The following is a 17,803-nucleotide window of genomic DNA, read 5'->3' on the forward strand; positions in this document are numbered from 1 at the left end:
TGATTTAAATGCGTTGGTTAAGAAAAGGAATCAAACGGCATTATTGCTTGCGTGCAGCTTTGAGGCGCATTAATTCGCGCTGAAGCCCCTCCATGTCTTTTTGCTGCTGCAACAGGTATAGGGTGAGTTCTTCAATCTTTTGCAACAGCGCCGCCTGCCCTTTTCCCAGTTCCCAACCTTTTTGAACCACCATTGCTGCGGATGGAAGGCCCGGCAAATGCCCATACTGGTTAATGTATGCCTGCACCTGTGGGAGCGTCAGCAGCTTGTAATTTTTTTCAAAGACATAATCCGGCCATATATCTGCATCTACTTTAATCTCCCGCGCCCGAATTCTTCCGTTGGCAAACAAGACGGTACTGTCATCATTAATGTTATCCGTGCCAATGCCCAACTTTGAAAGCACTGCATTTCCGTTCGATTGGATCTTTGCTTTTACTGTATTACTGGTATCCGCAAATTGAAGCAAATCATACAGGGTATTACTTCCCCATTTAGAGACGAGCCCACCTTCAAACTGTCCCCGGTTTTCCAGGTAATATTCCATTTCGGTAATTGTAAGAACCGCGGCGGAGGGAGCAAACGCTTTGATCTCAATCTTTGAAGTAGGGTTCACCCAGTCAGGTATGTGCAGGCGCAGACGTATAAATGGTGACGTAGTTGATACATTTTCCCAATCGGCATATTGAAAGTCAGCAAACTCACCTGTAGAATCGTAAAACCGTACATAGAGGCTATCGCAGCTATTCGACTCATAAAAATTAAGGTACAAATAACCTTTCGGCTGAGCCACCGAAAGCCCACCTTTGCCCTTCAGGTCGATAGTTAAGGTGGCATTGCCTGCAGCTGCTACCGTAATTGCAGCCCGGTCAAAGTCCCCATCAAACAAGCGTCCGGAATTACCATTTTCAACTGTGCTGCCCACCCGAAAGCGGGACGTTGCGCTATACAGCACATTTTCATTTAAGTTGTAGGAAATATTTGTTTGCCCATAATGTCCTGAGGCATTAAACACAGGATCTACCTGCGCCATCGTGGCAGTGGTGAGCAAAGTGATGATGCAAAGGGCTATATATGTTTTGGACATGTTTATTTAGTTTGATTGTATTTGGTATTTGTATTCTATCGTTTTGAGAATATTCTTTTCAGTGTCCCGTACCCGTATGAGCCGCCCAAAGCTGTCGTAATCATAATAGGTAATCTGGTTGCGGGCGTCGCAACGGCTACTGATACCTGCAGGTAATTCGTAAGTGAAACTGACCATTTGCGCCATCTTTGGATAAAGCCGCAGCTCATCAATCACTCCTGTTCCCGACAGCGTAACTGATCCTACCCCGCTGATGGTGTGGAGATAGCAACGCCAGCCGTGAATAGTCGCCCCCTCCTGGGGAATACCTAATGTTCCGCTAATGGAGAAGGGACTGGTGTTTTTTGTCCAATACGACAGGTAGTATACAGCTGTGTCAATCAGCCCTGAATGCAATATGCTGCCCGAAGACAACTGATAGGATTTCCTGCCAGTTACCGCCTGGGTATCCAGCCGCGCTGCGCTGCCCACTGTCCAATTTCCGGTACCGTCTGCTTCAAAGGAGGTGCAGGCGATCACCGAATCCGCTGCGCCAATGGTTTCAGCGATTGGCTGCGTTTTTTTATAATCCCAGATATAAGAAACAGTAACACTACTTCTTGGGTGGAGATCCGCCACTTTACCATTTAAATACAGCATCCAGGCCTCGTCGCGGTAACGGGAGTCTTTTATGACAGCGAGGTTGTTGTTGGCTTTTGACATCATGAAATTCGTATCGGGTACTCGCAGCATGATGACCTGCTTGTCCCACGGGTACGCATGCGCAGTAAGGTCTGTTGCATATCTATACAGGGTGAACGCTGATGAGAGTGTCTTGCCATTTCTATAAGTGGCGATTTCCATAAGGGGATTTTGATAATCCTCCTGGAGTTGAAGTACTGGTTTGAGTGTATAATCTGCCCCGGACTTTGCCGAAACGAGGCAAACCGTTCTCGCTGAGTCTGAAAAAGTTTTGCGTCGAAAGTTTACCAGTTTTTGCCGGTCCAGACTTATATAGCGTCTGTACTGTTGGAACACGCCATAACGGCAATTACCATCTGAGCAATTAGCCAGTGGGGTCACCATATTTGCGGAGTCTGTGCGAATCTGGTTCATGTAATAAGCCGTACTATCATCCGGTGTACAACCTGGCGTTATGTAGTCAAAAGCGTACTGGCTGTAGGTCGTCAGGGTATCATGGGTGGTACTGATTGTCACCTGCCGGCTGGGAGAATAATGAAAGGGGCTGCTATAATATGTTGTCTTCGTTACAGTGGCAGACAGGTTCGAATCTGGCGCCAGCCCCGAACGCATTAAGGGCGGAACATAGGTCGTTTCTTCCGTCGAGTCTCTAAACTTACGAAATGATGCCAGGCTATAGGAGCTGAACGTATGGATGTTATTTATGTTCGTTGATATGAAACCAGGTGTGGTAAGCCGTTCTTGTTGATAGCCCGGATAATGCCAGATATCTTTCACAATATGGCCACTGGAATCATAATATCCTTCATACTTTAGTTCGCCCCTCATTGGTTCAAAGGGAAGCGGGGCTTCGGGATAATTGGGAATGCCCGTATTACAGCTAAGGGGTTGTTTTACATATCTTATACACACGTCCGAAATTTTTGAATCCCAATACGCGCTACCATAATACCGAAACCAGGCTTTTCCGTTATTTGGCTGCGACACATACACATCGTTGTAGCCTATGTGATTACCGCTTTGGGTAGTAGCCAGGGGCCTGAGGCTGCTGGGTGATTTAAACCATGCCAGCTGCGTGCTTACATCGCACGAAGCACAGCCGGAAGGGGAACAGTTTCCCTGTCCGCCCCATACCGTTCCAAATGCATCGTTGCGAATGATCTGTATATAAGTAGGCCGGCTATAGAGAATACCGGTTGAATGCCCGCCCGGATTTTGGTTCAGGCGATACGAAAAATTGGTTGTGGTCTCAATTCCACTTACCGTGTCTGCATTGGTCATTGTTTTGATCCTAAGGCCACCGACCATCATGTTGCCCGACACCGGATGCGGCACCCACTCATGGATATCCATCGAGGCCCCGTTACCACTACCTATGGGCGAATTTTTTAGCGTTACAATTCTATAATTGCCGGCGACCAAGGTAAAATCATCCTCCTTTGTTTCGCCGGTATTAGCGTTCAATCCGTCTTCCCAGCCGTCGCTGACCCGATAGATGCGTACCTGCGCTGAGCCCCCCTGTGAAGAATTTGTAAGTGTTACATGATAGATGGCGCTGTTAAAGGTTACATATACGGTATCTGAAGCCGTGCTTTGTGTATAGCCCGCATTGCGGGCCACACGCATTTCATAGGTGGCCGTGTCGTATTCACACCAGGTATCGTGCGGTTCAAAGTCCATGATGGTATAGCCCCCTGTGGGATAGTCGATCCGGCTCAATGCACCGCCGCGCATCGCCGGCCAGGCTGCATCACGGTTAGCGCCATCGACCTTGGTTAAGCTTGTTGACTGGAATTTTATGGTCGGTATTAAGGTCTGATTATTATCGACACCGTTAGCAAAACCCCAATGATCTATGCCAAAGGTGAGACGACGCGGCACCGGTTCTGAGAAATAAGTAAACCGGTGTGGTGGAATAGCAATCAAACCATCACATGCTATTTCCTGGATGCTATCCAAACGCAGGCGGTACCGGTCGTGCGATAAGCTGGCAAAACCATATGTAGTACCCAGTACACCATTTAAACCGCTCGTAGAATCATACCAGTAAGAGGTGTACAACGAATCCCTTTTACAAATGGTTCCGCTGGCATTACGTATGGTAATGCTGCCCAAGGCCCTGCTTTCTGTATTGGCTGCATCATAGAGCGATCCGTCAGTCAAAAAGCCACCGGAAAGGTCTAATCTGGCAGAAGTAGCCGGAGTAAACAAAAGACTACCTCCGACATACGAAATTTTTGATAGACGCACCCCGTTAACAAAGTTCTTCACCAAACTATATTCAATATTTGACGGGCCGCCAAAATAACTGACGAGGGTGCTGGCTATTGGAAAGGTAGAAAGTGTATGATAGCTATATGATTCAGATGCGTATTCGAAGGTGATCGAGTCGGTAGCATCGGCAGTCACCATTTTATTCAAAAACCAGGAGCTTACCGCTGCGTTGGCACTGGCATAGTTATACTGCAAGGTGCCGCTAACGGTAATCTCGATGGGATCTACTGGTCCATGATTACCTGTTTTGCCAAAATAGTATTTAATACCATCCGGTGTAGTGATGATAAAACCACTAAAACCTGTGCCCACCGCAAAGTCGGGCTGAATTTTAAAATCGGCTCCCGGCACAAGAACAGGTATGCGATCATCATTAAAATAAAACTTGCCTGTGTAGCTCCCGAAATTAAAAAAATACAAATCCGGTTCTCCGTCTTTTCTGCCCGCCAAAAACTGGTTGTCATCGGCTATGTAACCATCGGAAGTAACTCCGAAGCTTCCAGGCGAATAACGCCATAAGTAGTTATGGTAGCCATAATCGCTGTAATACCCGTTTGTACAGCTATTACTGATTGCAATACCCCGGTCATCAGGTGCTCCGCGTACCGTGCGGGTGATTACCCCACCGGCATTTAATGCCCAGCCAGCGCCCACCCAGGATGAATTTTCCTGAACTTTAACCCCGCCAGCATGGTAACTGAGGGTTATGGGTAGTTGTAGTGGGCCGGATCTGATCTGATGGACCGGAATAGAAATATTCGGTGTCCCGGTATGATAACTGACCGGCACATCGGCAAACTTCCCCAGGGAAGCGGCCGTTGGAGACGCGATCATCACATTGCCCATGTTGCTGGTTGTATCCTGGGCACGGGCAGCGGAGATAGCTACAAGTAGAATGGTTAAAAGCAGTATTCGCATATAGTGTATTGTCGCTGGTGTATAGGAGCGGTTGTTACTTTATATTATAACCTACACGAAACTTAATGGGCTGGGTCCTCGGCACGGCCTGATAACTTAGAAAGTCAAATAACAATTGCAGCTTTGTCTTTTTGAAAAACCGGCTTTTAATGGATACCATTTTTGAAATACCTACCAGGCCGCTTTTTTGCCAATTATAAAATGCATCTGTATGAATGGAAATAGTACTGTCGTTATGTAAAGGTTGGTAATTGTATTCCAAACCTCCGCTGGCATAAAAGCTGCCTTTCAGTTTTACGTCAATGAACGATCGAAAGCCGATTCCCTGGTTGGTGATATGGATATGTTTGATATCCTTCCCCCACCCCATTTTATAGCTGGCACCAATACCTATGGTGCTTTTGTCGTTGAGCTTATACCCTACAGACAAACCAACATCAGTAGTAATTGGAAAGAAATTGTTTTTTGCCGTTTGCAGATTGGTACCATATTCAAATCGCTTCCAAAATGCCTTTGTCTTTTGTCCGTTAGGTTTGAAATCAGGCAATTCCATGTCGGCGCTGTTGGTACCCAGCTTTTGCAGTTTGTCTTTGAATGAGGAAAGCTTCACCTGGGCTGCCTGTAAATTTTGTTGAAGGATCTGCGTTGAATTCGGTCCCGCTGCCGATAACTGGGACTGGATCAATTGTTGGGTTCCCGCACGGGTTTGAAGACCGCCAATATTACCAGGAGCACCATAATCCGCCGGAATGGTAAACAATCCGGCAAGCTCTCCATGCGTCTTCATAAACTGCTGAAAGGCTGGCAGCTTTCTGAGTAAACCAAGCCCTTTTTCAATAAGCCGGTCTGGGGTATTTAGCAGTGCCTTGTATTCGGCTACTTGTGCATTATAATAGTAGGCCTTTTGTTGAAAGTCTTTCCAATCTTTAGTAAGGCCGGCGGGGAGTTTGGTAAACTTTCCTGCCGTGTTTTGTAACTGATCTAAGGATAAGCGCATTTGTTCCTTCCGTTGCGCGATAAAACTTTTCACTTCGTCTGAAACCTGCAACCGGGCTTGTAACTGTTTCAGTGCGCCTATACTGGCGGAAATTTTTTCATTTACCTGTGTAGATCCATTGAGCAAAGTCTGTTGTTGGGATAAAAAGGCAAGGCTTCCATTTACAGAATCTACCAATGGCAGGTACATGCCCTTTGGAGTTGGAAAATCTGTAGTGGATACACTTTGCACTTTAGCCATAAGTTGACTATAGAAGCCTTGTGTCTTTTGCAACGGTCGCATGACGTTGCCTTGTACCTTATTCAGTTTACGCTGGATTTTTTGTTCGGCTTTTTCCAGGCGGCTAAGATATTTTTCCGTTTGCCCGGTGAGCTTTTGATCGAGGTCTGTATATTTTTTTTCAATTCGGGTAATATAGGAATCAGGCAGTGTGGCAATACTGTCAACTTTGTTTAAGGCTACAACCTGGCCATTAATCTTCAGTATACCAACATACAATAACGTCCCTATAAAAAGCAGGCAACTTTTCATACAAGCAAACGTTTAGGTGAATTACTCCTTTTGTAGCAATTCCGTACAGCAGGAATGCTTCAATCAGGTATGTATAAGGACAATAGGTACCGGTAACATGGGGACGGGATTATCGATGATGCCGCTGAAGTAGGTTAGTGATAATCTTCTAACGGTAAACTGACACTGTTCTATCTAGTTAAAACAATCGAAATCACAAGAAGTACTATAACGTTTCAAAATAAAGTTCAGCACTAAGTATTTTTCTTTAGCGCTTAATACCGCCGTAAGAAGAAATAGAAAAAGGTGTTTTCACGGTTTATCTTACCTCATTGCTTTCTCGGGCGCAGAAAAGCAAGAGAGGCATCAGGGTGAATTCAAAGAGATGGCAACGAGGAGGCATCGACGAAGCAAAGAGAGGGCATATCGCTATAAGGGGGGGGCGTTAAACAGGCGTTTTGAATGAAGATTCTGTTACTCCCTTAGGAGAATGTACAGGAGTTATAGTTATTTAAAATACTAAATTTTTTAATGATAGCCCAAAAATAAAACAGAAGAAGAGAATAATGTAGTATTAAGTCTTTGGTATTGTGAAATGCTAAAAATCAAGCTCATTGGAGGACTGGGCAAAAAAAAAGCCTCCCCCTGGGAGGCTGCTAAACTAATCAAATACCATTAAACCATTAAACCTTATCCTATGCCATCAAGTTAGCATTTTTTTATAAGCTTACTTTCATTACCAGCATGAAGAACAATAAAATTGATTTCGGTCAACCGGATGCTAATAGTTGAAGGCGTTTCAATATTTCTGCGGGCAGCAGGTCATTTCAGGTTTACCCTAAAAACTTACGTGCCGACTCTTCTGCTTTTTTCCTGATATCATTGGTAACATAGCGCCCTATTGAAGTAATAGCTACAGCCATTGTTGCCACGTCATCGAGCAATCCGGCACCGGGAATAAAATCCGGTACGGCATCGATTGGGAGAATAAAATAACCCAGGGCGGCAATCGCAACTCCCTTTGCCCAAGTTGGCGTTTCTTCTGCCTTGAAAGCATAGTACAGCTCAAAGGCAGGCTGCAACACTTTGGCGCCGGCTTTTTTAGCGTGCTTTTTCACTTTTGCCCAAAAGTCATTTTCATTATAGTGGCTGCTGTAATCCTGTTCCATAGAGTAAAGTTTTAGAATTGTTTTTCTTTCACTAATAAGTAGCTGCTGGATGCTTTTTGTTACACCCCTAATGAAAAAAAAGGTAATTATTTCAACTTTCTCCGCAACCAGAAAAACATGGCCGGATATATTTGATCATTTTGGAACAAATCGTACAAAGATTGAAACAAAATGCGCTATCAGAGAATTGCTATTTATTTTACTTTACTTTTTCATTGAACAATGATATTTACATGACGAGATTTGCCATTCTTAAAACATTTGCTGCCAGTGTAGCAATATTTACAACCATCCGGATCTGTGCCCAGGAGAGACAAGCCCCCGCTTATCCGCTCATTACGCACAATACCTACTTTAGCATCTGGTCAACTACCGATCAATTGAATGCCTCCACCACCCAACATTGGACTGGCGCCGACAATTCCTTATTAGGATTGATCAAGGTAGACGGTCGTATTTTCCGGTTCATGGGCAGGGATAAGCCCAATTATAAAACCGTCGTTAGCGCTACAGATGAAGCAGGATATACCGTTCGCTATTCCGAAGCGCAGCCACAAGGCGACTGGACGTCGGCAAACTTCAACGATGCTGACTGGAAATCTGGCCAGGCGCCCATTGGCGACAACGAAAAGACCGCAAAAACCAGTTGGAGATCCAACCACATCTGGGTAAGAAGGTCTTTTACTATAACAAACCTCTCCGGCATCAATGAGCTTTTCCTGAAATTGAACCACGACGACAATATCGAAGTCTTTTTGAACGGGAAAAAAGTATATAACAAACTGGGCTGGACGAACTCCTTCCGATTTCATCCCATAAATAAAGCTGATCTTATAACCGGCCGGAATGTTATTGCCATCCATTTGGAAAATACGGCCGGCGGCAGATTCCTGGACTTTGGACTGGTGGATAAAGCCAAAGACAATTCAGACAACATTGCTTTAGCCGAACAGAAGCAGGTTGCCATCACTGCCACCCAAACCAGCTACGATTTTACCTGTGGCAATATTGATTTGAAACTGACCTTTACCTCTCCCCTGCTGCTGAATGACAGGAAGTTGCTCGCGCGGCCTGTTTCGTATATTACCTATGCCATAAAGGCCAATGATGAAAAGAAACACAACGCCACCATCTTCCTGGGCGCGTCCTCAGACATCGCCGTGTACCAACCGGCGCAGCAAGTGTCTACCCGGAAATATACTGCCGGCGGCTTGTCCATTTTAAAGACCGGCACCCTGGAACAACCTGTACTGCAAAAGAAATCGGATGATATGCGAATCGATTGGGGGTATTTTTATGTAGCCGTACCCCAGTCGTTCGGCGCCCGGCAGTTTATCACTAAAAGCGCAGACGCCGCCCGGGCCTTCGATAACGGAGCTGTAGCGTCAACCGCTGCTACCGGAAAATCGCTATCGCTGAACACCATAATTCCCATCAGCGCTGTAGGCAAAGACCCTGTTGAGCGACACGTGCTGCTCGGTTATGACGAGTTGTATTCCATCCAATATTTCAATACGAACCTGCGCCCCTGGTGGAATAATGATGGCAGACAAACAATAGAAGGTCAGCTGACTGCTGCGGCGAAAGAATATAAGACAGTTATGGAGCAATGTACAGCCTTTAACAAGGAGCTGAACAACAAGGCCACCAAAGCTGGTGGCGACAGGTATGCTCACCTTTGTGAGCTGGCTTATCGTCAAAGCATCGCAGCGCATACGCTGGTAAAAAGTCCCGAAGGAGAAATTCTGTGGCTTTCCAAAGAGAACAACAGCGGCGGCTTCATCAACACGGTAGATGTTACTTATCCATCGGCCCCGTTATACCTGCTTTATAACCCCGATCTGGTTCAGGGAATGCTTAACGGTATTTTCCATTTCAGTGAAACCGGTAAGTACAACCATCCCTGGGCTGCCCATGACCTGGGCACCTATCCTATAGCAAACGGTCAAACGTACGGCGAGCCGATGCCGGTAGAAGAATCAGGCAATATGATCATATTGACAGCTGCCATAGCTAAAGTGCAGGGAAATGCCAATTACGCAAAGCTGCACTGGAAAACCCTGACCAACTGGGTCGACTACCTGACAAAAGAAGGGCTTGATCCCAAAACGCAACTTTGTACAGATGATTTTGCCGGTCACCTGGCACGGAACGCAAACTTATCGGTAAAGGCAATCGTTGCCATCGCCTGTTATGCGCAGCTGGCAGAGCAATTAGGCGAAACCGGTACTGCAAAGAAATACCGCGCAATTGCTGAAAGCATGGTTCCCCAATGGATAACAATGGCAGATGCCGGTGATCACTACAGCCTCACCTTTGATAACAAAGAAACCTGGAGCCAGAAATACAATCTGATATGGGATAAAGTGCTAAACCTTCATCTTTTCCCACAGAAGGTATATGACACGGAAACCCAGTATTATCTTACAAAACAGCAGAAATTTGGTTTGCCACTGGATAGCCGGAAAACCTACACCAAAAACGACTGGATTCTGTGGACGGCCACTTTTGCGCCGCAGCAGGATCAATTTGAAAAACTGATCACACCTGTTTACCACCATGCACTTGAAACTGAATCACGCGTTCCCCTAAATGATTTCTACGATGCCATTACGGGCATTCGGGAAAACTTTAAGGCCAGAAGTGTTGTTGGGGGTTTCTTTATGAAAATCCTGGCCGATAGCATGCAGGGGAAATGATTCAGCAGACTCCACACTAAAAGCCTAAAGGTTCACTGATCAGTGAACCTTTTTTGTGTCTTTCAACGTTTGTATATTACATTTATCTTCGCCCGTAACAACCTAAATTTACAGACAGATGAGCATGAACCTGGAACTATACACTATTTCGGATTCAGACATAAGGGATATTGTGGAAGAACCATTAAGGCTTGAAATGTTACATTATGGACAAATTTTAGACCCGGAGCAATTAGACGATTTGGAGGAGCCCCATAAACAAAGCATTTCCGGTTGGTTACCAAAAATCAAACCGGACATCTTTTATATTGAAGGAATGTTTCAGTCATTACATTATTTACTCACGCTGGAGACTGAATGGGGTCTGGGAGCTTTTCCCTTGAATTTCTTAACGGGAAAAAGACTCGATATCGGGGAAATAGGTTGGGGCAAGGCTACTTTTTATTACGCTGATGAGGTAAAAGAAATAACAGAAGCCCTGAACGGTTTAAATTATGACGAATTGAGAAAAAGATACAATGCTGACTTCTTTAATGAAAAAAAGATCTACCCCAGAGGATATACATGGATGCCAACTGATGAAGAAAGCCTTTTAGATAAGCTTAAGGAAATAACCGAATTTTTCGGAAATGCCAAAGATAACAATCTCGGAATTTATAGGGTTTTGGTATAAGTGTTTTTTGTTCATATATCCGGCTTCATCGTTTAGGAACAAAATATCGTTGAGAACAGCTGCTGTTGGTACAATTTTGTAGCTTTTTGTGTCAACTTTGTAGTATGGGGGCCGGAACGCTCGTCCAGATTCCATTTTTTTATTCAAAAAAAGCTCGTTTTCTTTGATAAACATCATCCTGTTACAATGGCTGAAAACCGGGAAGTAACGATATACGACATCGCCAAGCACCTCAACATTTCTGCAGCGACAGTGAGCAGAGGGCTGAACAACAACCCTGCTGTGAGCAAGAATACCAGAAAAAGAATTGCGGAGGCGGCACTCAAGCTGGGTTATCAGTCCAACACATTTGCCAGCAGCCTGCGCAGCAAAAGCACGCATACGCTGGGGGTGCTGGTACCCCGGCTCAACAGCCATTTTATGTCGTCGGTACTGGCCGGCATGGAAAAAGCGGCCAATAAACACGGGTACAACCTCATCATTGCGCAATCGCTGGAAGAGGCCCAAAACGAAAAACTGAACGCCGACACCATGTTCAACAAGCGGGTAGACGGGCTGCTGATCTCGCTTTCCTACGATACCCGCACCCTCGATCACCTGGAGCCTTTTTTCAAGCGTAACATCCCGGTGGTGTTCTTCGACCGCGTTCACCCCCATGCGTCCAGCATTTCGGTTGTCATCAACAATTACGACGCCGCTTATAAGGTCACCAGCCACCTCATAGAACAGGGCTGCCGCCGCATCATGCACCTCGGTGGCAACGTGCTCAGAAACGTGTATAAAGACCGTTTCGACGGCTACCGCCAGGCGCTTAAAGACCATGACCTCCCCTTTCAGGAAAAATGGCATTGGGTAAGTGCGTTGTCTGAAGAAGACGGTACCGCAGCGGCCAGCCACATTCTCGATATGCCGGCTTCCAAACGGCCCGATGCCGTGTTCTCAGCCAATGACACCTCTGCCGTTTATTGTATGATGGCCCTGAAGGCAGCCGGCTTCCACATCCCCGATGATATAGCGTTTGCCGGTTTTAACAACGACCCTATCAGTAAAGTCATAGAACCTAATCTCACCACGGTTGACTATTCAGGCGAAACCATGGGCGACATCGCCGTAAACAACCTCATCAATCACCTCAAAGGCGTGAGTAATCTTTTTAGTACTAATTCTATTACGTTACGGGCTAATTTGATCATAAGGGCTTCTTCTTTGAAAGGCAGTAGGCAGTAGGCAGTAGAAAGCTCACGAATTTCAAATCATTTCTCTTACCTCTTACTTCTTACCTCTTACCTCTTACCTCTTACTTCTTACCTCTTACTTCAAAAAAGAAGAGGCTATCCGCCAATGCGAACAGCCTCTTACTCAAACTATGCTGTATACTATCTACTGATAACCCGGATTTTGATAAGCAGCTTTTTCATCGGCTGTCATTTCCATACCATCTATTTGTGCCTGCGGTATCGGCCGCAGATAATACTTAGGCTCAATGGTACGGGTTACGGTTTGTGCAGTGTGGTTGCTATAAGCAGTACCTGCAATTTCATAAGTGCCGCCAATGTCCTTCCATGTTTGGGTACGCACCAGGTCGAACCAGCGTAATCCTTCGCCGAAATATTCACGTGAACGTTCTTCCAGGATATAATTAATATCTATGTTAGCAGGAGTAGCAGTAGTCATTGCTACACTGTTATCGGCAAGGAATGCAACGTTGTCCCTGTTGCTGAATTTCCATTTACCTGCTCTTGCACGAATTACATTGATCAGTTCGCGGGCAGTTTTACCAGCTGCCGGCGTAGCACCTTTTACGGCAGCTTCAGCAGCTATAAAATAGAACTCGGAAAACTTAGCGATCTTGAACGGACGGGTACTGGTTGCATTAGGCTGGCCAAGACCACCGGCATTGTCAGTTCTGTAAACCCCCAGTTTCCATAAACCAGGATAAACGATCCGGCTGATGGCCCGGGGTGAGATCACAAAATCTGCCCGGTTCGGCAATACGCCTGCACCTACAGCATTAGAGCTTCTACCATCGAACGATGCACCTTTGCTTGCTGAATTAGCCGGCGGATACGTAATATTGGACGCCAGCGTCTCATCATCCAGGAAGGTAAGAACGGGTTGTCCCGGTGTAACGGCCATCTCATTGGCATTGTACAGGGTCGCATTGGCGATGCCACCTTTAGGCCAGTTGCCTCTGTACACGGCAGCAAAGGCACCATCGTAACGGGCATCCAGGGTTTTGTCGGCAAACGTTTTGGTAATAGCGCCAACAGTCGGGGCCATCCGAATATACGGGCGGCCTAAAGGCTGGGCGGCTTCACGTTGTACGGAACTTATTGCTGCACCGTTACCGTTTGCATCACCAGAGCTTCTTATAACGGTATAGTTGAAAGTCACCATCCAAACGGCTGCGTTTTTTCCATTGCCCGATTCTGTATCGAAGCAACTCAAACAGGAGCCGTTATAAAATTCATTTTCCTGTGTATGGTCGGCATACAGCAACATTTCTTTATTGCGGTCATTGCCCCCTACGTGCAGGTCATAAAACGTACTCTCAAGCCCATAGGTACCGGGACTGTTAATCCCTTGCACCGCTATATCATAGGCTTTCTGAAAATAATATTGTGCATCGTGGCTGTCCGGATCGGTTCTGTTTGCTGCCGGATACGTTGGAATGTTGTTGGGGTTTTGTAGCCACCAGGCATAGGTTAAATACGCTTTTGACAGGTACAACCGGGCCACTGTTTTGGTCACGCCACCGGTCACTCTTGGCGCATCGGGCAAATCATTGATGGCCTGCAACAGGTCGGGGAAGATCGCTTTGGTATATACTTCAGGAACCGTGTTGCGCACAGATTTGCGATATGGGGTTGAATTGAATTTCAACTCACCGGCACCCAGATCAAGCGGCACACCGCCAAATGTTTGCACCAGGTAAAAATAGTCGAAAGCCCGGAAGAACCTGGCCTCTGCGATCACCGCAGGCGTTATGGTACTTACAAAACCTGCATTTTCGATAATACCACTGGCGGTATTGATGTTGGAGAATGCTGGTCCCCATAATACATCCGACCGGCTGCTGGTTGGCGTTAAACTACCTACCCCGCTCAGGTCAACGTCTTTAAAGTTCTGGTCAGCACTCTGGGCATAGGTATATTCGTCGGTACCGGTTTCCAATGAATTATAAAAATAGGGTTGTCCGAATATATAACGCAGGTGGGCATATTGGGAGGTAATACCGCCCAGGATACCTTTTTCTGTTTTAAAGAAATCGGGGGTATAAAAACTACGCGGCTCTTCCTCCAGCACTTTTTTACACCTCGAAAATAACAGCATGGCACATGCCGAAAGCGTAATTGATTTTATAAGCAGCTGTTTCATATTCTAAATAATTTAAAAGGTCAAATTAGCACCCAAAATATAGTTACGGGTAGATGGTGTATTGTAACCAACAGTAAGAATGCGTCTCAACAGGTTGTTATTGGAACTGATAGCACCGGCTGAAGACACATTCTCATTACCATACGAGTTGGTCTCCGGATCCAGACCCGATTCTTTATGGAATGCTGAGAACATGACAAATGGATTTTGTACGGTAGCGTACATCCGCAGTTTTATATTGGATCTTTTAAACAGGCTATGGTTGAAATCGTAGCCCAGGGTAATGGTGCGGATCTTCATAAACGAACCATCGAAGTAACTGAGCGTAGTGCCATATTTTGGGTTATCACTGCTCACGATACCACCGGGTTTGGGATATTTTGCATTGGTGTTTTCGGGTGTCCAGTAATCTACATCGATATTATTACGACGGCCGCTCAACAAATTCAAATAACCGCTGGCACCATGAATGGTGCTGTAGAGAATACCGCCATGACGGTAAAAACCTACCACACTCAAATCAAAACCTTTATAGGCTAAACGGGTATTGAAACCGCCCTGCCAGTCAGGGTCTACGTCGATGATCTGTCTGTCGGCCGGACCAATAGCGCGTTCCGGTGTACCATCCGATTTATAACCACCGGTGTATTTTACTTTGATCATCCCGATGTTGCCACCAGGCTCCAATGTATTTAAATAAGCATCGTCTTTCTGCCACAGGCCTACGCGTTCGTAATCATAAATGGCATTGATGTTATGGCCTACAAACCACCAGTTTGCTTCGTCCCGGGTTTGTCCGGAAGCAAGACCTGTCAGTTTGTTCTTGTTCATATAGAAATTAACCCCTGCATCCCAGGTAAAACCATTTACATTGTCGAGAATCGTTCCATTCAATCCCAATTCAAAACCCTTGTTCTCCGTTGATCCAATGTTGGTGGTAAAACCGGTCACGCCTGATGTTGGCGGCAGGTCAAGACCAAGCAGGATGTCTTCTGTTTTGGTAATATAATATTCAATGGTACCGGACAAGCGGTTTTTCAAGATGCTGAAATCAAGACCAATATTGGTTGTTTTGGAATACTCCCAGCCAAGGTTGGGATTAAGCAATTGCGATAAATACAACCCGGTTGAATAGGAACTGCTTCCGAAATTGTAAGGTCTTGTATCCAGTTTACCCAGTGTGGCATAGGGCGCAATGGCCTGGTTGGAGGTTTGTCCAAAACCAGCCCGCAGTTTCAGGCTGTTGAAGAAATCGAGGTCCTGGATAAATGATTCGTTGACCAGGTTCCAACCCACAGACACGGCCGGATAGGTATGCCATTTATGACCTGGCGCCAGCCTCGACGACGCATCGCTACGCACCGTAGCAGAGATCATGTACTTGTTATCGTAAGAATACATTACACGTCCCATGGCCGATTTAAGCCCCCATAACTGGTAGTCCTGGTTGGCAGGGTCTACGGTGATCAGTCCGGTTGACTGGCCAATGTTATAAAACTGAAAGTCATCGGACAGGATATCGCGGCCTGCCATGTTAGAGCGGTTGTATTTACTTTGTTCTACAGAATACAGGGCCACTACATTGAAGGCATGTTTTCCAAAAGTGCGATCATAGGTAAGCAGGTTTTCCAGCGTCCAGTGAAGCGTTTTTTTGTTATCAACAGATGCAGAAGAGGCCGTGTTTGGATTGAGCGCATCACCTACGCCTGCCCCGGTATAGGAACCACTATCCGCCTGTATATAATCAAGCCCCAGGTTCGCCCGGTACTTCAGGCCGGTAATACCCGGTATCCTTACTTCACCATACAGCGCATTGTAAGAAGCAAAACCACGTTTTTCAGACACCCACTGATCATTGTTACGCAGGTTCTCCACTACATCTTTCGTATAAACGTACTGGTTGTCGGCAATCATGCGGATGCCTCTTCTCAACGAGCCGTCTGCATTGTATGGAGAAGAAATAGGCGTCATGCTTAATGTATTATATAAGCCTACCTGTCCGCCTTCGGTTTGGTTGTAGTTGGTATTGGTAGTAAAGCCGAACCGGAAATTCTTTCCTACGCCCTGATCTATTGATCCGCGCAATGCATACCGCTTATATTGTTGCGTGGGTATTACACCCTGGTTATTATAATAACCACCGCCAAAATTGTAACTGCCGGTTTCTGTACCACCTGAAAGACTGATATTATGATCGGTTACAATACCGGTTTGATAGAACAGGTCCTGCCAGTCGGTATTTACGTCGTCAGCTTCATCCTGTCCGTTCTGGTACTGGCCAGCTGCTTTACGCAGGGCTACAAACTGTGGCCCGTTCATCATGGGGTATTTGGCAAATACTTTTTGTGCGCCCACATAACCGCTGTAGTTGATACGCGGTTTTCTGTTCTTGGCGCCTTTTTCAGTGGTAACCAGTATAACGCCATTGGCACCACGGGAACCGTAGATAGCGGTTGCCGAAGCATCTTTCAGCACATCGATGCTTTTGATATCATTGGGGTTGATGTCGGCCAGAGAACCGATAAAAGGAATTCCATCCAGTACGATCAATGGGTTGTTGTCGGCACTCAGTGACCTGGTACCACGAATACGGATCTGCATGGTGGAACCGGGTCTGGTAGAAGTCTGAGCGATATCTACCCCGGGTAAACGACCTTGCAGGGCCTGTGAGATATTGGGTGATGGCACTTCCCGCATTTTTTCGCCGCCTATAGAGGCAACGGAGCCGGTAACGGCTTCTTTGCGTTGTGTACCATACCCTACCACTATTACTTCACCCAAATCGGTTGAAGCCGGTATCAGTTGTATATTTAAAATTTCGTTGCCATCGCCAACGGTAACTTCTTTTGTAACAAACGTAACGCTGGTAACAACCAGTATGGCTCCCTTTGAAGCCTGAATGGCAAAACTGCCATCGGCGCCTGTATTGGTTCCGGCACCGCCACCTTTTACTGTTACAGAAGCGCCCGCCACCGGCTGGCCGCCGTGGTCGGTTATTTTACCCCTGACAGTTGTAGTTTGAGCAAACGTTGGCGCACCTGCGAAACAACATAGCAAAACCAGCAACGTCATGGCAAGCACTTTTTCCCACAGCAGCCTTTGCGGACTGATCTTTTTGGGAAGGTCAATTTTATTCATAGTAATCGTTTTGGTTATAGACAATTTTTAATTGTTGTTATAATGGCTGTAGCGCGGCAAATAGCATCCCGGCTGCTGTTTTAAACAGCAGTGCACCTGGTATGGCAACGGGCCATAGGTCATTGAAAACAGCAGACAGGAAGCAGGAAAGTTTTCAGCAAACTATCCCGGCACCTGACATACGAAGAAAATATTATAGATAAACTGGTTGTGAAGAAGGCAATTAGTGTGTAGCATATGGCAATTTTTAAGTCGGTTTCAAGCGTTAGGCAGGGCAAT

9 protein-coding genes are annotated in these 17,803 nt (G+C 46.1%); 3 read left to right on the top strand and 6 right to left on the bottom strand.

Features of this window, described 5'->3' with window-relative positions:
* Positions 1–40: 40 nt before the first annotated feature.
* The 4 genes from BMX95_RS11535 to BMX95_RS11550 all read right to left on the bottom strand — a co-directional run bounded on the left by BMX95_RS11535 (position 41) and on the right by BMX95_RS11550 (position 7,636).
* Positions 41–1,087 (bottom strand): hypothetical protein, encoded by a 1,047-nt coding sequence (locus tag BMX95_RS11535; protein WP_081200549.1) that lies wholly within the window; start codon positions 1,085–1,087, stop codon positions 41–43.
* Between the two features lie 6 nt (positions 1,088–1,093).
* Entirely contained in the window at positions 1,094–4,960 is a 3,867-nt protein-coding gene (locus BMX95_RS11540; RefSeq protein WP_081200550.1) for a hypothetical protein, read from the bottom strand.
* A 34-nt stretch (positions 4,961–4,994) separates the two neighbouring features.
* On the bottom strand, positions 4,995–6,488 hold the full coding sequence (locus tag BMX95_RS11545) for a coiled-coil domain-containing protein (RefSeq protein ID WP_081200551.1): 1,494 nt from the start codon (positions 6,486–6,488) through the stop codon (positions 4,995–4,997).
* A gap of 812 nt (positions 6,489–7,300) precedes the next feature.
* Entirely contained in the window at positions 7,301–7,636 is a 336-nt protein-coding gene (locus tag BMX95_RS11550) for a YkvA family protein (RefSeq protein ID WP_081200552.1), read from the bottom strand.
* 233 nt (positions 7,637–7,869) lie between these two features.
* On the opposite strand from BMX95_RS11550, the gene BMX95_RS11555 reads away from it, so the two are divergent.
* The 3 genes from BMX95_RS11555 to BMX95_RS11565 all read left to right on the top strand — a co-directional run bounded on the left by BMX95_RS11555 (position 7,870) and on the right by BMX95_RS11565 (position 12,235).
* Positions 7,870–10,335: a glutaminase family protein gene (locus BMX95_RS11555; RefSeq protein ID WP_081200553.1), complete on the top strand. Its 2,466-nt coding sequence runs from the start codon at positions 7,870–7,872 to the stop codon at positions 10,333–10,335.
* A gap of 118 nt (positions 10,336–10,453) precedes the next feature.
* A complete protein-coding gene (locus tag BMX95_RS11560) occupies positions 10,454–11,008 on the top strand; it encodes a DUF1877 family protein (RefSeq protein ID WP_081200554.1) in 555 nt (184 codons plus the stop codon).
* A gap of 186 nt (positions 11,009–11,194) precedes the next feature.
* Positions 11,195–12,235 carry a LacI family DNA-binding transcriptional regulator gene (locus BMX95_RS11565; protein WP_081200555.1) on the top strand — a complete coding sequence of 347 codons (1,041 nt, stop codon included), beginning with the start codon at positions 11,195–11,197 and terminating at the stop codon, positions 12,233–12,235.
* Between the two features lie 153 nt (positions 12,236–12,388).
* Here BMX95_RS11565 and BMX95_RS11570 read toward each other — a convergent pair whose 3' ends face one another.
* Entirely contained in the window at positions 12,389–14,386 is a 1,998-nt protein-coding gene (locus BMX95_RS11570; protein ID WP_081200556.1) for a RagB/SusD family nutrient uptake outer membrane protein, read from the bottom strand.
* Between the two features lie 12 nt (positions 14,387–14,398).
* On the bottom strand, positions 14,399–17,524 hold the full coding sequence (locus tag BMX95_RS11575; protein ID WP_081200557.1) for a SusC/RagA family TonB-linked outer membrane protein: 3,126 nt from the start codon (positions 17,522–17,524) through the stop codon (positions 14,399–14,401).
* Positions 17,525–17,803 lie beyond the last annotated feature (279 nt).

The sequence above is a fragment of the Niastella yeongjuensis genome (assembly GCF_900110245.1).
Lineage (GTDB): Bacteria > Bacteroidota > Bacteroidia > Chitinophagales > Chitinophagaceae > Niastella > Niastella yeongjuensis.